The organism is Cystobacter fuscus, from assembly GCF_044360685.1.
Classification (GTDB): Bacteria; Myxococcota; Myxococcia; order Myxococcales; family Myxococcaceae; genus Cystobacter; species Cystobacter fuscus_C.
In genome coordinates this window covers 1,800,352-1,816,024 of the sequence record NZ_CP043491.1, presented here as the reverse complement: position 1 = coordinate 1,816,024, position 15,673 = coordinate 1,800,352, and the positions used below count along the sequence as shown (strand labels likewise).

Annotated in this window: 18 protein-coding genes and 2 pseudogenes; 9 read left to right on the top strand and 11 right to left on the bottom strand. The window is 67.7% G+C overall.

The window, feature by feature from the left end:
- Positions 1-83: 83 nt before the first annotated feature.
- Together F0U63_RS07595 and F0U63_RS07590 are read right to left on the bottom strand one after the other, a co-directional pair.
- On the bottom strand, positions 84-566 hold the full coding sequence (locus tag F0U63_RS07595; RefSeq protein WP_395845192.1) for an SMI1/KNR4 family protein: 483 nt from the start codon (positions 564-566) through the stop codon (positions 84-86).
- A gap of 2 nt (positions 567-568) precedes the next feature.
- On the bottom strand, positions 569-1,234 hold the full coding sequence (locus F0U63_RS07590) for a hypothetical protein (RefSeq protein WP_395845190.1): 666 nt from the start codon (positions 1,232-1,234) through the stop codon (positions 569-571).
- Between the two features lie 221 nt (positions 1,235-1,455).
- Here F0U63_RS07590 and F0U63_RS07585 point away from each other — a divergent pair, with 221 nt between their 5' ends.
- The 3 genes from F0U63_RS07585 to F0U63_RS07575 all read left to right on the top strand — a co-directional run bounded on the left by F0U63_RS07585 (position 1,456) and on the right by F0U63_RS07575 (position 3,346).
- Positions 1,456-1,686, top strand: a complete 231-nt coding sequence (locus tag F0U63_RS07585) for a hypothetical protein (RefSeq protein WP_395845188.1) — start codon at positions 1,456-1,458, stop codon at positions 1,684-1,686.
- A gap of 890 nt (positions 1,687-2,576) precedes the next feature.
- Complete coding sequence (locus F0U63_RS07580) at positions 2,577-2,876, top strand: hypothetical protein (protein WP_043430027.1); 300 nt, start codon at positions 2,577-2,579, stop codon at positions 2,874-2,876.
- 236 nt (positions 2,877-3,112) lie between these two features.
- The gene (locus tag F0U63_RS07575) at positions 3,113-3,346 is read left to right on the top strand and encodes a hypothetical protein (RefSeq protein WP_395845186.1); all 234 of its coding nucleotides are present in this window, start codon (positions 3,113-3,115) and stop codon (positions 3,344-3,346) included.
- A gap of 43 nt (positions 3,347-3,389) precedes the next feature.
- Here F0U63_RS07575 and F0U63_RS07570 read toward each other — a convergent pair whose 3' ends face one another.
- From F0U63_RS07570 to F0U63_RS07535, 8 genes and pseudogenes are all read right to left on the bottom strand, one after another.
- The gene (locus F0U63_RS07570) at positions 3,390-3,821 is read right to left on the bottom strand and encodes a DUF2809 domain-containing protein (RefSeq protein ID WP_395845184.1); all 432 of its coding nucleotides are present in this window, start codon (positions 3,819-3,821) and stop codon (positions 3,390-3,392) included.
- Positions 3,822-3,849: 28 nt separating this feature from the next.
- Positions 3,850-5,085 carry an esterase/lipase family protein gene (locus tag F0U63_RS07565; protein ID WP_395845182.1) on the bottom strand — a complete coding sequence of 412 codons (1,236 nt, stop codon included), beginning with the start codon at positions 5,083-5,085 and terminating at the stop codon, positions 3,850-3,852.
- 134 nt (positions 5,086-5,219) lie between these two features.
- Positions 5,220-5,846: pseudogene (locus F0U63_RS07560) on the bottom strand (SDR family NAD(P)-dependent oxidoreductase); the annotation flags it as partial.
- A pseudogene (locus tag F0U63_RS07555) lies at positions 5,833-6,006 on the bottom strand (SDR family NAD(P)-dependent oxidoreductase); the annotation flags it as partial. The pseudogenes F0U63_RS07555 and F0U63_RS07560, both read right to left, overlap by 14 nt.
- 97 nt (positions 6,007-6,103) lie before the next feature.
- Entirely contained in the window at positions 6,104-6,721 is a 618-nt protein-coding gene (locus F0U63_RS07550; RefSeq protein ID WP_395845180.1) for a TetR/AcrR family transcriptional regulator, read from the bottom strand.
- 69 nt (positions 6,722-6,790) lie between these two features.
- Positions 6,791-7,825, bottom strand: coding sequence for an ATP-grasp domain-containing protein (locus F0U63_RS07545; RefSeq protein WP_395845178.1), 1,035 nt, complete (start codon positions 7,823-7,825; stop codon positions 6,791-6,793).
- Between the two features lie 4 nt (positions 7,826-7,829).
- Positions 7,830-8,894 carry a putative zinc-binding metallopeptidase gene (locus F0U63_RS07540; RefSeq protein WP_395845176.1) on the bottom strand — a complete coding sequence of 355 codons (1,065 nt, stop codon included), beginning with the start codon at positions 8,892-8,894 and terminating at the stop codon, positions 7,830-7,832.
- A 110-nt stretch (positions 8,895-9,004) separates the two neighbouring features.
- On the bottom strand, positions 9,005-9,826 hold the full coding sequence (locus tag F0U63_RS07535) for an endonuclease I family protein (protein WP_395845174.1): 822 nt from the start codon (positions 9,824-9,826) through the stop codon (positions 9,005-9,007).
- Between the two features lie 206 nt (positions 9,827-10,032).
- Here F0U63_RS07535 and F0U63_RS07530 point away from each other — a divergent pair, with 206 nt between their 5' ends.
- Positions 10,033-11,220 carry an ABC transporter substrate-binding protein gene (locus tag F0U63_RS07530; RefSeq protein ID WP_395845172.1) on the top strand — a complete coding sequence of 396 codons (1,188 nt, stop codon included), beginning with the start codon at positions 10,033-10,035 and terminating at the stop codon, positions 11,218-11,220.
- Positions 11,221-11,455: 235 nt separating this feature from the next.
- Complete coding sequence (locus F0U63_RS07525; RefSeq protein ID WP_395845170.1) at positions 11,456-11,947, top strand: hypothetical protein; 492 nt, start codon at positions 11,456-11,458, stop codon at positions 11,945-11,947.
- Positions 11,948-11,971: 24 nt separating this feature from the next.
- Here the strand turns inward: F0U63_RS07525 and F0U63_RS07520 are convergent, their stop codons facing one another.
- Positions 11,972-12,577 (bottom strand): hypothetical protein, encoded by a 606-nt coding sequence (locus F0U63_RS07520; protein WP_395845168.1) that lies wholly within the window; start codon positions 12,575-12,577, stop codon positions 11,972-11,974.
- 196 nt (positions 12,578-12,773) lie between these two features.
- On the opposite strand from F0U63_RS07520, the gene F0U63_RS07515 reads away from it, so the two are divergent.
- From F0U63_RS07515 to F0U63_RS07500, 4 genes are all read left to right on the top strand, one after another.
- Positions 12,774-13,154, top strand: coding sequence for a hypothetical protein (locus F0U63_RS07515; protein WP_395845166.1), 381 nt, complete (start codon positions 12,774-12,776; stop codon positions 13,152-13,154).
- 50 nt (positions 13,155-13,204) lie between these two features.
- Positions 13,205-14,683: a DUF2252 domain-containing protein gene (locus F0U63_RS07510; protein ID WP_395845164.1), complete on the top strand. Its 1,479-nt coding sequence runs from the start codon at positions 13,205-13,207 to the stop codon at positions 14,681-14,683.
- Positions 14,684-14,811: 128 nt separating this feature from the next.
- Positions 14,812-15,015: a cold-shock protein gene (locus F0U63_RS07505; RefSeq protein ID WP_043433126.1), complete on the top strand. Its 204-nt coding sequence runs from the start codon at positions 14,812-14,814 to the stop codon at positions 15,013-15,015.
- 226 nt (positions 15,016-15,241) lie between these two features.
- On the top strand, positions 15,242-15,673 hold the full coding sequence (locus F0U63_RS07500) for a universal stress protein (RefSeq protein ID WP_395845162.1): 432 nt from the start codon (positions 15,242-15,244) through the stop codon (positions 15,671-15,673).

Below are 15,673 nucleotides of genomic sequence, written 5' to 3'. Positions count from 1 at the left end.
AATCTGGTCCGCATTAAAAATCGTACCCGGACGAGGGAAGGAGCGCCCGCTTGGGGGTGGGGGCTGGCGACCGGCCAGCGGACCTACTTCCCGCCCAGCCAGTACACCGGGCGTCGGGAGCGCATCACTGCCTCCAGGAACTCCGCGAAGGAGCCGGCCACTTGCCCGCAGTACTCCGCGTTCGGCCACGCCTCATGGTAGCCATCCATGAGGGGATAGCGGCCATTCTCCTGCCGGCTCACGTCCAACAGGACGTAGTCCCCATCCTGGACGTCACACAGGGTGTACAGCGAGGAGGGACCGTGCTCGTCATCATCTCCTCGCTCTCCGAAGATGGCCACCCGCGCCCGGACGATCTCCGCCAGCGGCAGGATCTGATACGGCGAATCTGGCAACTGCTCGATCAGCTCCGCCCCATTGCAATGCAGGTAGAAGGCCCGTAGGTCCGGGTCCAGCCGCCAACCCACCCGTCGCTCGAAGTCCTCGAGTTCCTCGGGCGTGGCGGGAGGATACGGGAAGTGATCGCGGGAAACCTCTTCAAGCAAGCTGCTCATGGGAGTAGCCATCGTCAGTTGTCCGTATAGGGCCGGTCGACCCCTACTGTGTTCCAAGGCGCCTTGCCCTCGTAACAAACAGGGTATTGCTCGTTGTACACCTCATGGACGTCCGGTTGGGCGGGGAAGACGTTGTTGGGGTCCACCGGAGCACCACCGTGCCAGAGGTCCCAGATATGATGACCTGGCCACGACTTGCCTCTCTCCATGGGCCACTCCCCAAACCTTTCGCTCCAGTTTTTTCGAAAGGACTTCATCGCGTTTTTCCACGACTGGCGCGCGGCATCGTTCTCGACCTTCGTCAACGTGGGGAACTTGCAGCAGCAGTGATAGATGCCGTAGCGACTCCCGCCCTCTACGGGAACAGGTAGGAGCAGAAGGCGTCCCTCCCAATCGAACTTGAGGTCGGCCAACCAGATGCAGCCCATGAGTGGGTAGCCCGTGCTGGCGCACTCCACCTGACACCCATTCATGAACTCCTCGCGGCACTGCCAAGGGCCATAGAAAAGGGTCGTCTTCATGCGCCCACCCGGCACCATCAGCCATGGCAACTCCTTTTTCGTCGCGGGTTTCGCTCCAATAGATGGAGTGGGCTTCGTTCCGAGGGAACCACTCGCACCATTGGTTGAACCACACCCAGCGAGGAGCATTAACAACAGCACTTCCTTGGCTGATTTCATGGGAACTCCCACGTGGTGATGGCAGAAAAGCCCCGCACCCAGCGTACCATGACCCGACAGGCCATCTGGGGCTTGGACACAGGAATACGTTGACAGCACTGCACCACGGCCCTGAGTACACCATCGAGTCCAGGTCATTGGAGACCTGGACTCGGTACCCAGCCATATGATACCCAACGTGAATTTGGACCACGAGCTATCGAGAACATCAGGAACGGAGCGTGGAAATAAAACCAGAGCAACTGGCGGAAGAGTTTGCCCGGAACGTATCAGCACAGACGGATGCAATCTGGAATGGAGAAGCAAGAACGGGGAACAAGCACGCCAAGCGTTACCTCGCGGCCTTCAAGAAGTTGCATGACCACGGCGACGGGGGGAAGGATGCGCTGGCTGCCCTTCTCAATCACCCGCGAATGGATGTGCGCGTGAAAGCAGCAATCTACCTGCTGTAAGCGCTCACCGATTCAGGGCGGAGGTGGGGGCTGCTCGTTGGCCGTGAACGGGAGAAGGGAAGGACATGGCAGCCTACGTCGATGGGCGGTGTTTCCATCCTGGCCCAGGCCTTCGACGCCTCGGACACCCCGCGCTACGAGGGATTGTAGGCGCCCGGGGGTGGCCTTGCCTGGGCGATGGAAACGGGGGTAGAAGCATGGGGCATGACGTTTCGAGTAGGTGTCTTCGGAGTGACCTCCCGTGTAATAGGGCTCGGCGTGCTGGTCGCCACGGCGGTTCATGCCCAGGCGGTGGCGCCAGTTCCACCTCCAGCGCCGTCCATCCCAGTGCCTGTTCCCCGGTACGTCCCCGCGGGAGCGGGGGCACCCAGGGTGGGCCAGCCGGGCGAGCAAATCGCGCCCATCGACCGCTCGCCGAACACGCGAGTGCTTCCTCCGACAAGGGAACCTGGAATCTGGGCCGCGGACGAGACGCAAGCGGTCAAGAAGCCCGTGCCGGCGTCCCCGCCAGACATTGACGAGCTACTGGCTGCTCGACCGAGTCCTGGCACTCCTGCACTGCTGAGCTGTCGTCAGCGAGTCTTGCGTGCCTCCAAGAGTTCCGGCCAGGAGGAGACTCGACGCAACCTCCCACAAACCCCCAGGGAATGTCTCACGGCGCGACTCCTCCTCCACTGTGCGAACCATGAATTGAGAGACCTTGAGGAGCAAGAGCTGTTCACGCCTGACATTGGAGGCGATGACCCGCTAGCGGACAGGCGCCGCGAAGCTCATGCGACTTTTTATTGGCAGATGCAACGTTGCGAATCTTTTCGCAGTCTGCCGACGATTGAAGCCCTTTTCAGCGACATCCTTTCCGCGCTTGAGAGACAATTCAAGAGGAGTGCCAGATGAAGACGCGAGCCAGCTCAAGGTGGTTTTTCGCGAAGATTGACGCAATTCGCGCCGAAGCGGGACATGACGCCAAGAAGCTTGAAGCGCTCTCCCAGGACCCAACAGTGGAGCGCGAGGCACGGGAACTGTTTCCCGAGGACCCAGATCTGTTCGCACAGCTCAAAACGGCCATCGAGCTGGAGCTTCCACTCGCAAGGCGAGGGATCTTCCTGGTTGACGGGCCACCGACCGATGAGCAGGTCGCCGAGTTGAAGCGAATCAACCGAGAAGCCCTCCGGTTCCTGAAGAAGTCTTGAGCACCGCCTGGGGGCTCGGTCAGCGGTTGGAGAGGTTTGAGATGGGTGCCGCGGCTCCAGGTCCAGTCCAAGCGGCTCGGCCCAGCCTTCGCGCATTTGCTCTTGAGTGATCGCGCGGCAGCCCATTGCTTTATCGGACATTCCGCATCTATCCTGTCTCCCTTCAACGCCGTAGCGGAGGGACACACATGAAGAGCGCGATCCGTGTTGCGGGTTTGTCGTTGGCGATGGGCCTGATGATGGTGGGCTGTGGCGGAGCCGTCGCCGAGACCGAGCAGGAGGCCACCCTGGAGACCCGGGAGGATGCCATCCCTGACTGCTCGGCCAGCGGAGCCACGTATAACATCTATTACAGCGACGCCACGTACACCACGCAGGTCGGCGGCAGGGGATGCGACTGCGGCTTCTACGGCTATTGGGGCAAGTCGACCACCTTCCGGCAGACCTTCTACGATTACTGCAGCCCCTAAGACACGGTTCCGCCTGGAAGCGGGCCCCCCGCTTCCAGCGGCATCACGGCCGCTCCCGGGAGGTCCGGGACAACAACCCCACGTCGAGCCCCACCCCGAGCGCCACGCCCACCGCGTAGCAGAAGAGATCCGACACGAGGAACCCGCGCCCCAGCACCAGGGCGGCGAAGGGGTTGGCCCGGAGCGCATCGAGCCAGGGAGTATGGATGAGCTGGCTGAACTCAATCACCAGCGAGAAGCCCAGCGCGCCCGCCGCGGCTCGCCCCACGGAGAGCCGAGGCCAGAGCAGCAGAATCCCCACGTAGACGAGGGTGGCCCACAGCGTGTCGCCCGCGTAGTCGGTGACGAAGCCTGGCAGCACCTGCCGGCCCACTGCGGAGCGCGAGCCCAATCCCAACATGACCAGGAGCAGCAAGCACGGCACCAGCAGCACGCGAGAGCGCGAGGGCGGGCCGTGCGGGAAAGGATTCGGCATGCGCCGCAGTGTACTCCGGCGGCGGAGGCTATCCCGGTGCCGCGGACGAACGGCGCGGCGCGCGGCCCGACCCGGCGTAGGACTTCCCCTGGGCGAAGGAGGCGATCCGCGTCCACACCTCGCGGAAGGCCTCCGCGTCGAAGCCCGCGGAGGAATTGAGCAAGTCGTAACGCTTGAAGGCACCGTGCGTATCCCCGGCGGTCTCCGCCTGGTAGTGCCCGATGACGTCCGCGTGGTCCGCGTCGACGAGGTAGCACGACGCCGCGTCCGGCCAGACCTGGGACACGGTGTTGACGAGCCCGTCGTTGTCACCCAACGCGAGCATCTGCGTGGTCCGGGGATCCAGCAGCTTCGGCACGGCCCGCGGCGGGCCCAGCCGCGCGTCCGGTGACTCGGCCGTGAGCGCGTGGAGCCGGTTGAAGAGATCGAACCAGCGCTCCGACCTGGGCCGCGCCACGGTCACGATGGAGGCGTAGCGGATGCCGTGCTCGACGAGGAAGCGCCGCTCGCCCTCGGGATCGTCCGAGTGCGCGGGGCTGGGCGGAGCGTCGCCGAGGTGCACGGGGCTCAAGTCGCTCAAGGCCGAGGAGTCGCTGGCCATGTGCAGCAGCCAGCGCAGCAGCTCGAAGTACGAGGCGCGGGCCAACGCGCGCGCGTGTGCCCCGTCGTGCGAGTAGCAGCCCTCCAGCGTGTCGAGCAGCGCGTCGATCCAGTTGTCCGACTCCACCCGCTTGCCGCGCAGCAGGACGCGGCGCAAGAGCCGGCCGCTCTCCGAGGTGCCACGCTCGCGCAGGGCACGCGAGCTCTCGTAGATGGCGCGCAACAAGGGGCGGATGAGCAGGGAGCGCACCAGTGGCTGGTTCATCCGGCGCACCAGGTTCGTGCCCCGTTGAGGCGTGGAGAGGAACTGCACGGAGCGGATGTGGCTGAGCACGTCCAGGGCGGAGTCCGCGCGGCGCAGGTCCTTGGACTCCTCCAGCTCCCGGTAGCGCAACAGGAGCTGGCGCAAGTCGAGCCCCCCGGTGGAGTGGCCCACCAGGTGGATTTCATCTCCCGAGCGGATCTCCTTGCGCCGCCAGCGCTCGTCGAGGAACGAGAGCATCTGCTCGGCGCGGGTGCGCACGCTGGCGGTGGGCAGGTTGGGAAAGTAGTGCAGGACGAGTGGTGTCTCTTCCAGCACTCGGGTGACACCTTCGTAGTAGCGCAGGGTGCCGAGGGCATCGAACCCGCCGAAGCCCGGCACGAGCACGAGATGAAGGTTCATCGGGGACCACCTCCCGCAGCCGCTCCCCGGCATGGGGATGCGCGCCAGCGCCCTCAGTCAAGAAGAGGGGAGGACGCCCCGGCAATCGCCCCCGGGGGCAACGTTCAGCGTCCACCATCTCACCCCGCTCCGCCCTACGCGCGCATCCCACCGTCCACGCGCATGACCACTCCCGTGACGTAGGAGGCGCGATCACTGAGCAACCACGCGGCCGCCTCGGCGATCTCGTGGGGCTGGGCGGCGCGGCCCAGCGGCGTGCGGGCCTTGAGCGTCTGGAGGATGTTGGGCTCCGCGTCGACCCAGCGCTGAATCATCTCGGTCATCGTGGTGCCGGGGGCGATGGCGTTGACCCGGATGCCCTCGGCCCCGTACTCGATGGCCGCGGTCTCGGTGAGGCTGTTGAGGGCCCGCTTGGCCGCGCCGTACGCCCCCAGGGTGGGATTGCCCCCGAAGCTGCCAACGCTGCTGTTGTTGACGATCGCCCCGGTCCGCGCGGTGGCGCGGATCGCCTTGATCTCCTCCCGCATGGCCAGCCAGACGCCCTTGTAGTTGACGGTATTGATTTGATCGAAGAAGTGCTCGTCCATGTCGACCAGCGGCCCCGGCGGAGTGGCGGTGCCGGCGTTGTTGAACGCGATGTCCAGGCGGCCGTAGCGCTCCACCACGGCCCGCACGGCCTTCTGGATGCTGGCGGCGTCGCCCAGGTCGGCCACCACGTAGTCGGCGGTGCCCCCCCGCGGCGCGGATCTCCTCGACCACCGAGCGCAGCTCCGACTCGGTCCGCGACGCCAGCATCACGGACGCCCCCTCGCGGGCGAAGAGGTGCGCGGACGCGGCTCCAATGCCTCGTCCCGCGCCGGTGATGAAGGCGATCTTGTTGGCGAGCAGGCCGCGCGAGGCAGGGTGGGTTTCAGCGTTCATCGTCATGGGACTTCCTCCAGGTTGGACTTGGACCGCGTTGGACTGCGACTTCCTTGGAGTGAGCGCTCACTCCGCACAAGAGCAAAAAAAGAGACGGCTAGAGACGGATGGCATTCCAGCAGCCCTCGAGGACGCGCTCGAGGATGGCGTCATCGAGCACCACCTGACCGAGGTGGTGCCTGCGCACCAGGCTCATGACCGGCTCGAAGAAAAGGGCCTCGAACACGGCTGGGGGCATGTCGCGCACCACCTGGGCGCGAATGGCCTCCGCGAGCAGTTCCTCCATGCGCCGGGCGAAGCGCGCGAGCGTCTCGGGGGGTATCTGTTTGACGTAGGGCGAGTTGTAGAACTGCGCGAGGAAGAAGCAGGCGTCGCGGTTGGCGAGCTGCGAGCGCGCGGTGTTGCGCCACGCGCGGAGCAACCGCTCTCGCAAGGGCTGGCCGGGCGCATCGCCCTGGAAGACGAGCGCGGCCCCGAGCGTCTTGATGCGGTCATAGACGCGCAGGACGAGCTCGTCCTTGGTGGCGAAGTAGCGGTAGATGGTGCCGGCGCCCACACCCGCCCGCGAGGCGATCATGTCCGTCGAGGTGCCGTGGAACCCATGCTCGGCCACCAGCGCCAGCATGGCCTCGAGGATGGCCTCCTCCTTCTCCGGCACCTGGGGTGCGGACGAGGCGTCCTGCTTGGAGCGGCGTGGTGAGCGGGTAGTGACCATGGAGTGAGCGTTCACTCCGTTATACGGTCCATCCCCCGCCCCGTCAACGAAGAGTGCGGGGCCCCTGGTTCAGCTCAAGGGAGCGGGCTCGGCGGACGGAGCCGGAGCGCGCGGGCGCTTGTCCCGGTCCAGGCCGTAGCGCCGCGCCGCCGTCTCGACGATGCGCTGGATGAGCTGGGGATAGGACAGGCCGATCTCCCGCGCCCCCATGGCCACCTCGCACTTCGCCTCCAGGTAGGGATTGGGGTTCACCTCGAGCAGGTAGGGCTCGTTGGTGGCGCTGGACACGCGGAAGTCGATGCGCGCGTAGTCGCTCAGCTTGAGCGCCCGGAAGGCAGTCACCGCGGCGCGCTCGATGCGCCCGCGCAGCTCGTCCGACAAGTCCTTGGGCATCACGAGCTGGGGCTCGCCCGGGCCCTCGGGACCGAACTTCACCTCCCGGTCGGCGATCTTCATGCGCTTGCGGCTCCACTTCTTGCCGAAGTCGAGCTCCACCACCGGCAGCACCTGGGGCCGCGCGTGGTCGCCGAGCACGCCCACGTACACCTCGCGGCCCTCGATGAACTCCTCCGCGAGCGCCTCGTCGTCGTACTGCTCGCGAATCATCCGCACCCGGCGCGCCAGGCCCTCCATGTCCCGCTCCACGCCCAGGCCCATGCTCGCGTCCGAGCGGGCCGGCTTGACGATGAGCGGGAAGGACAGGTCGCCATGGGCCTCGAAGGACATGCCGTCGAAGGTGGCGAAGCGGGGCGTGAGCACGCCGTGGAACTGCAGCAGTTGCTTGGTGAGGATCTTGTCCTGCGCGAGCAGCAGCCCCGCCGTGCCCGAGCCGGTGAAGGGCATGCGCGCCAGCTCCAGCACCGCCGCCACGTTCACCTCCAGCCGGTAGTCGTCGGCGAACGTCTCGCACAGGTTGAAGACGAGGTCCGCGCGGCTGCGCGCCACCTGGCGCACCAGGTCCGTGATGCTCTCGTCGACGCGCAGGAGCACGGGTGTGTGACCCGCGTCCCGGAGCGCGGCGGCCACCTGCTCGGTGACCACGTCGGCGGGCTCGTCCTTGGGCTGGTAGTGCAGGACCGCGATGCGCAGGGAGGGCAGGCTCATGGCGTCATTCCTCGAAGAAGCGGTCGGTGTAGAGGTAGTTCATGGACAGCACCGTCACGAGCGACACGAGGCGGCAGATGGCCTCCCGGCTGTCGTCCGGATGCAGCGTGAGGTTCATGTCGGAGGTGCGCTCGAGGAGATGGTCCACCAGCGCGCGCACCACGCCCCGGCTCACCCCCGAGTACTGGCTCACCAGGGACATCAAGCGCTGGCGCTCGGCGCGCACGAGCGTCTCCGCGCGGACGGGCGCCTCGCCCGGGCCCTCGAAGATGTCCTCCAGTGACTGGTCGAAGGCGTTGCGCAGCTCCAGGTCCACCTTCTCGTCCAGCTCGCGCTGGCGGTAGTGGTCGAGCACCGTGCCTTCCATCTCCTCGGTGGTGAGGTCCGGCGTGTTCAAGTTCACGAGCGGCTCGGTGCGGCCCAGGCGCTTGACGATCTCGTCCACGTACTGGAGCTTGCGCAGCGCGCCCCACCCCTGGTAGCGCCGGGCCCAGTCACTGCCGGGCGTGAGCCAGACGGCGAAGGTCTCCGCGAAGTCCTCGTCCGGGTGCTTCTGGGCGTACCAGCCGGAGATGTGCGTGACGTAGCGGCGTGAAAAGGGCTGGGGTTTGTAGTCGTCGCGGTAGGGCCGCGAGTAGTCGCCGAACACGCGCAGCCACTCCTCCGACTCGTAGAGCCGGTAGGCGTAGTTGAAGGCGTGGCCCGCCTCGTGGCGCAGATACATGAGGATCTCCGCCTCGCTCTCCGCCCCACCCCCGAGGTCCGCCTCGATGGACAGCAGGTTCGGGTCGGCCAGGTAGAACGGCAGGCCGATGACCGGCACGCCCGAGGGACAGCCCCACTCGTCGGACAGGTAGCACTGGGGTTTGAAGGAGATGCCCCGCGCCTCCAGCTCCGCGTGCAGCTGGGCGATGTGCCGCTCGAGCGGCGTGCCGGCGAGGCGCAGCGAGAGATCCTTGATGCGCGCCTGGAGCAGGGCCTCGCGCTGGGGGGACAGTCTTCCCCGCCCCTCGCCATGCTCGGTGGAGTGCTTCTCCCGCATCAGGTCGGTCTGGACCGGTGGCATCATGCTCCCTTGAGGTAGGGAGCAGGGGCCCGGATGAACAGGGCGGCCGGGCATGGTGGCGGCCAGGGAGGCGAGCCCTCCCAGGTCCCCTCGCCCGGAGGAATGGCCCGGGCCTAGAAGTCCGCGATGCGGTCGGCCAGCAGGGCGTCATCCACGAACGGGTTGCGGTTGCCCTGATAGCTCTCGATGGCGGTGTTGCGCGCCACCTCCGCGGCGTCCACCCCGTCCAGGTGGTTCCACTGCTTGAGCACCGCCTCGTCCCCGGGGGGAATCGGCTTGCCGTAGACGGTGGAGAAGTAGAAGAGGGCGCGCGCCACGTTGCCCTTGTGCGCGTCGGGCGGCTCGAAGACGGTGTTGCCCTTGGCGTCCTTGCCGAACTTCGCGCCGTTCTGGCTCCACTTCACCTCCTTCACCTCGCCGAACGGGTAGCTGCTCCGGATGGAGTTGGCCTTGCTGTCCGTGGGGAAGAGGTGGTGCAGGTCGCTCTTGGCCGGGCCCGTGGCGCCCTTCGACTGCGGCCACGTGTGCTCGGTGTTCATGTCGTTGGGGCTGGGAATCTTGTCCGTGGTCACCTCGCGGCCCGTGTACACGCACGTCACCTGGCCATCGTGGTTGTCCAGCGTGGTGAAGATGATCTTCCGCGCCTGGTTGTAGCCAAGGTCCTTGTGCTGGGCCGAGGCGTCATGCAGCGCCTGGATGAGCGCCTTGTCCTTGAGCCCGTCATACGGCGAGGGCGACGTGGGCGGGGGCGTGGAGCCGGTGGTGTCCGTTCCCAGAGAAGGCAGACCCCGGCGCGCCGCGGGCTGGAAGCTGTCGAGGCTCGCCTGAAGGGGCCGCGCCGGAACCGGGGGCGGAGTGGGCCGGCGGCTCTCCGACACGGCGGCCGGGATGACAGGAGAAGGACGGAGGGGGGCGGTCGTCGAGCGCGGCATCATCGGAGCGGTCCTTCCAGGAGGCCCATATTGGTGGGCGGACTCCCGAATTGTCGCTCAATGACTCCACGAGTTGCCTGTCATCATACTTTTACCGCACCCCACCTCCAATGTGCGACATGCCCATACTCACTGTGCCTCCGCAGCCTCCATCCAGCACATGGACTAGAAGGCTCTCACAGCCCCCCGTCACCTGGAGTGTTCGTCCCATGCGCCGCACCTCGTCACTGCTGCTCACCGCGATCGCCGTGCTCGTGGCCGCCTGTGAGAAGAAGGCACCGCCCGCCGCGCCCCCCGCCGCCACCCCCGCCGAGGCCTCGAAGCAAACCCCCTCGGACGCGGCGCCCATCCTCGTGGGACAGGTGGGCAGCCTCACCGGCAGCGAGGCCACCTTCGGCGTCTCCGCGCGCCAGGGCATTTCCATGGCCCTCCAGGAAGCCAATGCCGCGGGCGGAGTGAAGGGACGCCCGTTGGCGCTGCGCACCTATGACAGCCAGGGCAAGCCCGAGGAGGCGGCCCAGGCGGCCGCGCGCCTCATCAACCAGGACCACGTGGTGGTGATCCTCGGTGAGGCCGCCTCGTCCAACTCGATGGCCATGGCGGACAAGGCGCAGGCGGCCGGGGTGCCGATGATCAGCCCCACCTCCACCAACCCCGCCGTCACGCAGAAGGGCGACTACATCTTCCGCGTCTGCTTCATCGATCCGTTCCAGGGCGAGGTGATGGCCCGGTTCACCCACGACCACCTGCACCTCAAGCGCGTGGCGGTGCTCCAGGACAACAAGAGCGCGTACTCGGTGGGACTGGCGGACGAGTTCCGCCGGAAGCTCACCGAACTGGGCGGCAGCGTGGTGGCCACCGAGAGCTATTCCAAGGGAGACACGGACTTCCGCGCCCAGCTCACCACGCTCAAGAAGACCAGGCCCGAGGCGCTCTTCCTGCCCGGGTACTACACCGACGTGGGCATCATCGCCCGTCAGGCGCGGGAGCTGGGGCTGACCCTGCCCCTGCTCGGCGGAGATGGCTGGGACTCCGCCCGCCTCTTCGAGCTGGGGGGCGAGGCGCTCGAGGGCAGCTACTACTCCAACCACTACTCGGAGGAGAACCCGGATCCCGAGCTCCAGGCGTTCATCACCCGCTACAAGGCCGCCTACGGCCAGGTGCCCGACGGACTGGGGACGCTCGCCTATGACGCCGCGCGGCTGGCCATCGACGCGATGAAGCGCGCGCCGGACCTGTCGGGCCCCGCCCTGCGCGACGCGATCGCCGCCACCCGCGACTTCCCCGGCGTGGGCGGCAGCATCACCCTGGACGCCAACCGTGACGCGGTGAAGCAGGCGGTGATCATCAAGGTGGAGGGCGGCAAGGCGCGCTTCGTCACCGCCCTGAAGCCCTAGCCTCCCGAGTCCCAGGTGAGGTGGTGACAGACGTCACCAGGGGATGACAGACGTCACCACTCTCCCGACATCTCCCGCCCAACGGCAGTCACCAGGGAGCCCTCGGTCCTCACGTCATTTCAAGGGGTTACGCACTCCGAGGGGGCTTTGGGGGATTGGCACACGCCCTGCTATGGTCTCCCTCGTCACCGAGAACGGTGGTCGAGAAGTCCCCCCCAAGCACACGAGGCATACCATGGGCGTTTCTGGCGTTGGTCCCCGCGGCAATATCTACACCCCCACCACCCCCGAGACGGGCAACACGCAGCAGACGCCCGAGACGCAGCTGCTGTCCAAGGCGCTGCAGGGTGACCAGAAGGCCATCGAGCAGCTCGCGCAGAAGCTGGGCATCGATCCGCAGCAGCTCAAGCAGCTCATCGAGCAGCTGAAGGCCGCCGCGGGTGGTGGCAAGCCCGAGGGCGCCGGTGGTGGCGAGGGCGCCGGTGGTGCCGAGGGTGCCGGTGGTGCCGAGGGCAAGGAGGGCGCCCAGGGCAAGCAGGGCATCGAGCAGCTGCTCCAGGTCCTGATGGAGGCGGTCAAGCAGCTCAAGGAGGGCAAGGGCGAGCCGGGTAAGGAGTTCTTCCAGGACAAGTTCGAGGCGGCCCCGGGCCAGGGTCCGGTCAACCTGGACGGCGGCCAGACCGGTGGCAACCCGGTGCCTCCCCCGGTCGAGCCCCCCAGCATCTGAGCTGAGTCACACCGCCTCGTGAGCCTACACCGCGCTCCGCTGCTTGTTGCGGCGGCAGAGCGCGGAGGCCGCCAGGAAGCCGTAGCTGAAGCCAGGCCGGAAGAGGGTCTTGTAGACCCAGCCCACCCCGGGCACGGCCTCGATCATGTCGCCCAGACTCCACATCTCCTCGTGCCGATGGATGAGGGGGTGGGGCTCGCCGCCGGTGGAGGGGCGCTCCAGGGAGAAGTCGTAGGCGAGGAAGGTGCGCAGCGGGTAGACGTAGAGCCAGTCGAACTGCCTCAGGTTCATGGTTCCGTCGACGAGCACCCGCCCCTTCTCGTGGCCCGGCTCGAGCTGCACGTTGAGCTGGAGGATGTCGAAGTCGAAGCGGAACATGCAGTGGAAGCCCGCGGCGCCGCGCCGGTAGGTCTCCCGCCCCGCTCCCGTCTGCCAGGGGTCGATGAAGCGGATGTCCTCCGCCAGGTAGGGCGCCAGCTCCTCGTCCAATACATGCTCGGGAATGCGCGTGTCGTAGAGCAGGTGCGTGAGGTGCCGGAAGCGCTCCTCCAGCTTGAGGATCAACTCCCGCTCGCCGCCGATCTTGGACTGCCCCTGTTCTCTGCCAGACGTGGACGCGGTCGTCTTCATGGGTGCCCAGGGTAAGCATCACGTCCAGACCCGGGAAGCGTGCCACGCCGGACACGGGGCGGGCGTCCAGGCCCCACGAGCCGCCGCGGCGGTAATGAACGTGTTACGAAGACACACGGCCCCAGAGACAGAGTGCGCGCGCGCGTCGGGATTCACCCCATGCGGCTCGGACCCCCGGTGGACCGAGAGCGGGTGGATGGTGGTGAAGGACGAGAACGGCGAGCGCATCCGATTCGGACGGGCACAGAAATTCCGGCTGTCCCTCAAGGGGAGCGAGGCCGAGGCGGCCTATAACCTCATGGTCGCCAGGGCCCGGGACGGAGAGGGCCGGGCCCAGTTCGACTCGGCCCGCGCCGCCTGGAGCACGCCCCTGGGGCTCACCCCCGAGGATGGACTCTTCCTCGTGGAGTTCGGCCAGGGAGAGCGCACCATCGCCGAGGCGGTGCGCAGCCTCGACAACTGCGCCACGCCCAAGGAGGTCAAGGTGGCGGTGGAGCGGCTCCTGGAGTGCGGCATGCTCGAGCCCGTCCCCGCCGCCCCCGTCGAGCCGGCCGCTCCGCCGCGCCGTTACTGGTAGTGGACTCCGGGCCAGCCCCGGACACGGGGGCGAGTGCTTAGGTTGAACACATGTCCGCTCGCATCCAGGCCCGCCGCCAGACCCCGCGCCGCCTTCGCTCCCTCCGGGCCTCGCCTCCGGTGGAGGTCGAGCACGATCTGACCGAGCCCGAGGCGGGGCCCGCCCTCGTCCCCGAGCACATCCCCGTGCGCGCCGAGCGCAAGCTCATGGGGCGCGCCCTGCGCGAGAAGACGCCGCGCGAGGCGCATGCCTTCTGGAAGGCGGACAAGGCGCGGCCGGATCCCATCGCCCTGTTGGAGGCGTCCAACGTGGGGCGGCTGCCCTCGCTGGTGCCCATCCGCCACGCGCGCATGGGGGTGGACCCCTTCGCCTTCCTGCGCGGCTCGGCGATGCTCATGGCCAACGATCTGGCGCGCACCCCCAGCGTGGGCATCAAGGTCCAGGCCTGCGGCGACGCGCACCTGGCCAACTTCGGCATGTTCGCCACCCCCGAGCGCAACCTCGTCTTCGACGTGAACGACTTCGACGAGACGCTGCCCGCCCCGTGGGAGTGGGATCTCAAGCGACTGGCGGTGAGCGTCTGGGTGGCGGGCCGCTCCAACGGCGACACCGAGGCGCAATGCGAGCAGGCGGTGGAGGCGTGCGTGCGCGGCTACCGCCGCTGGATGCGCACCCTGTCCAAGTGGTCCTTCCTGGACGTGTGGTACGCGCGCGTGGACGCCGAGGAGCTGCGCCACACGCTCTACAAGAAGGAGCCGTCGAGCGCGGAGAAGACGCTCGCCCAGGCACGCCGGCGCACGCAGCTGGCCACCCTGCCCAAGCTCACCGAGCTGCGCGAGGGCCGACGCTGCATCATCGACGACCCGCCCCTGGTGGTGCACCCCCCGCGCGAGCACGCGGAGCTGCTCGCCGAGGTGCTCCAGGTGGTGGGCGAGGGCTATCTGTCCTCGCTCCAAGGGGACCGCGGCACGCTCGTGCGGCGCTACCAGGTGGTGGACGTGGCGCGCAAGGTGGTGGGCGTGGGCAGCGTGGGCACGCGCTGCTACCTCGTGCTGCTGCTCGGCGCGCACGCGAGGGATCCGCTCTTCCTCCAGGTGAAGGAGGCGGGCCCCTCGGTGCTCGAGCCCTTCGTCGGCGCGAGCCCCTACCCCAACGCCGGGCAGCGCGTGGTGGAGGGGCAGCGGCTCATGCAGGCCGCCAGTGACATCTTCCTCGGCTGGTGCCGGGTGGGCGGCCGAGACTTCTACGTGCGGCAGCTGCGCGACATGAAGGGCTCCACGGACGTGGAGCGGCTGTCACCCCGGGGGCTGCGCGAGTACGCGGCCCTGTGCGGCCGGACGCTGGCCCGGGCCCATGCGCGCGGAGGAGACGCCGCGGTGCTGCGGGGCTACATGGGCCGGGGGGACGTCTTCGATCGCGCCCTGTGCCGCTTCGCCCGCGCCTACGCCGACCAGAACGAGCGCGACTACCAGCTCTTCCGAAAGGCCGTGCGCGACGGACGCCTGCCCGCCCAGGACGAGGGCGAGTAAGCAGACGAATCCACCGGCGGACACTGGCAATTCACCCCGGGATGTGGGATATAGGCGAAGTCACGCTCGAGAAGAGTGGGGCTTCCGGTGCAACTCATGCGGCCGGACAAGAAAGAAGACGCGACGAAATGGCAACTGGTACCGTGAAGTGGTTCAACGACGCGAAGGGCTTCGGTTTCATCACGCAGGAGGGCGGGGGCGAGGATCTCTTCTGCCACCACACCGCGATTCAGACCGAAGGCTTCCGTACCCTGGCCGAGGGCCAGCGGGTCGAGTTCGATGTCGCCCGTGGCCCCAAGGGTCTGCAGGCGCAGAACGTCCGCCCGATCTGATTTCGAGGCGCTGAACCCGCATCAGGCCTGGTCTCCTCGTGAGGCCGGGCCTTTTGTATTTCGGGGGTATGGCGAACGCCTCCCCGCCCCGCGCTCGGGGCGGCGGACCCTGGCCCGCTCCCCCGCTTTCTCCTCCACGGTCCGGCTTGATCCTGGCGCGCCCCGCCCCACCCTGTGAAGAGGGGCCCCTTGGACCCGGGCGCCTCATCACCGCAGGAGGGCGGACGTGATTCAGCACATCCTCGTCGCGATCGACGGCTCGGACACCTCGCGCAAGGCGGCCCGCTTCGGGCATGACCTCGCCCAGCAGACCCGCGCCCGCGTCACCTTGCTCTTCGTGCTCGAGCCGCCCCGCGTCCTGCCCTTCGGCTTCATGGACGCGGAGCTCATCTCCGGCGCCCCGCGCAGCCCCGAGGAGCTCGCCGCCGTGCGGCGCCTGCTCGACGAGGTGGCCGCGGATCTTCCCTCGGCCCAGGTGGAGAAGGTGGTGGAGATGGGCCGCCCCGCCGACACCATCGTCGCCATGGCCGACAAGCTCGGGGCGGATCACATCGTCGTGGGCGCCCGCGGACTCAACGCGGGCGGCAGGTGGTTGCTCGGCTCGGTGAGCGACCGGGTCATCCAACTCGCCGGCCGCCCCGTCACCGTCGTGCACTGA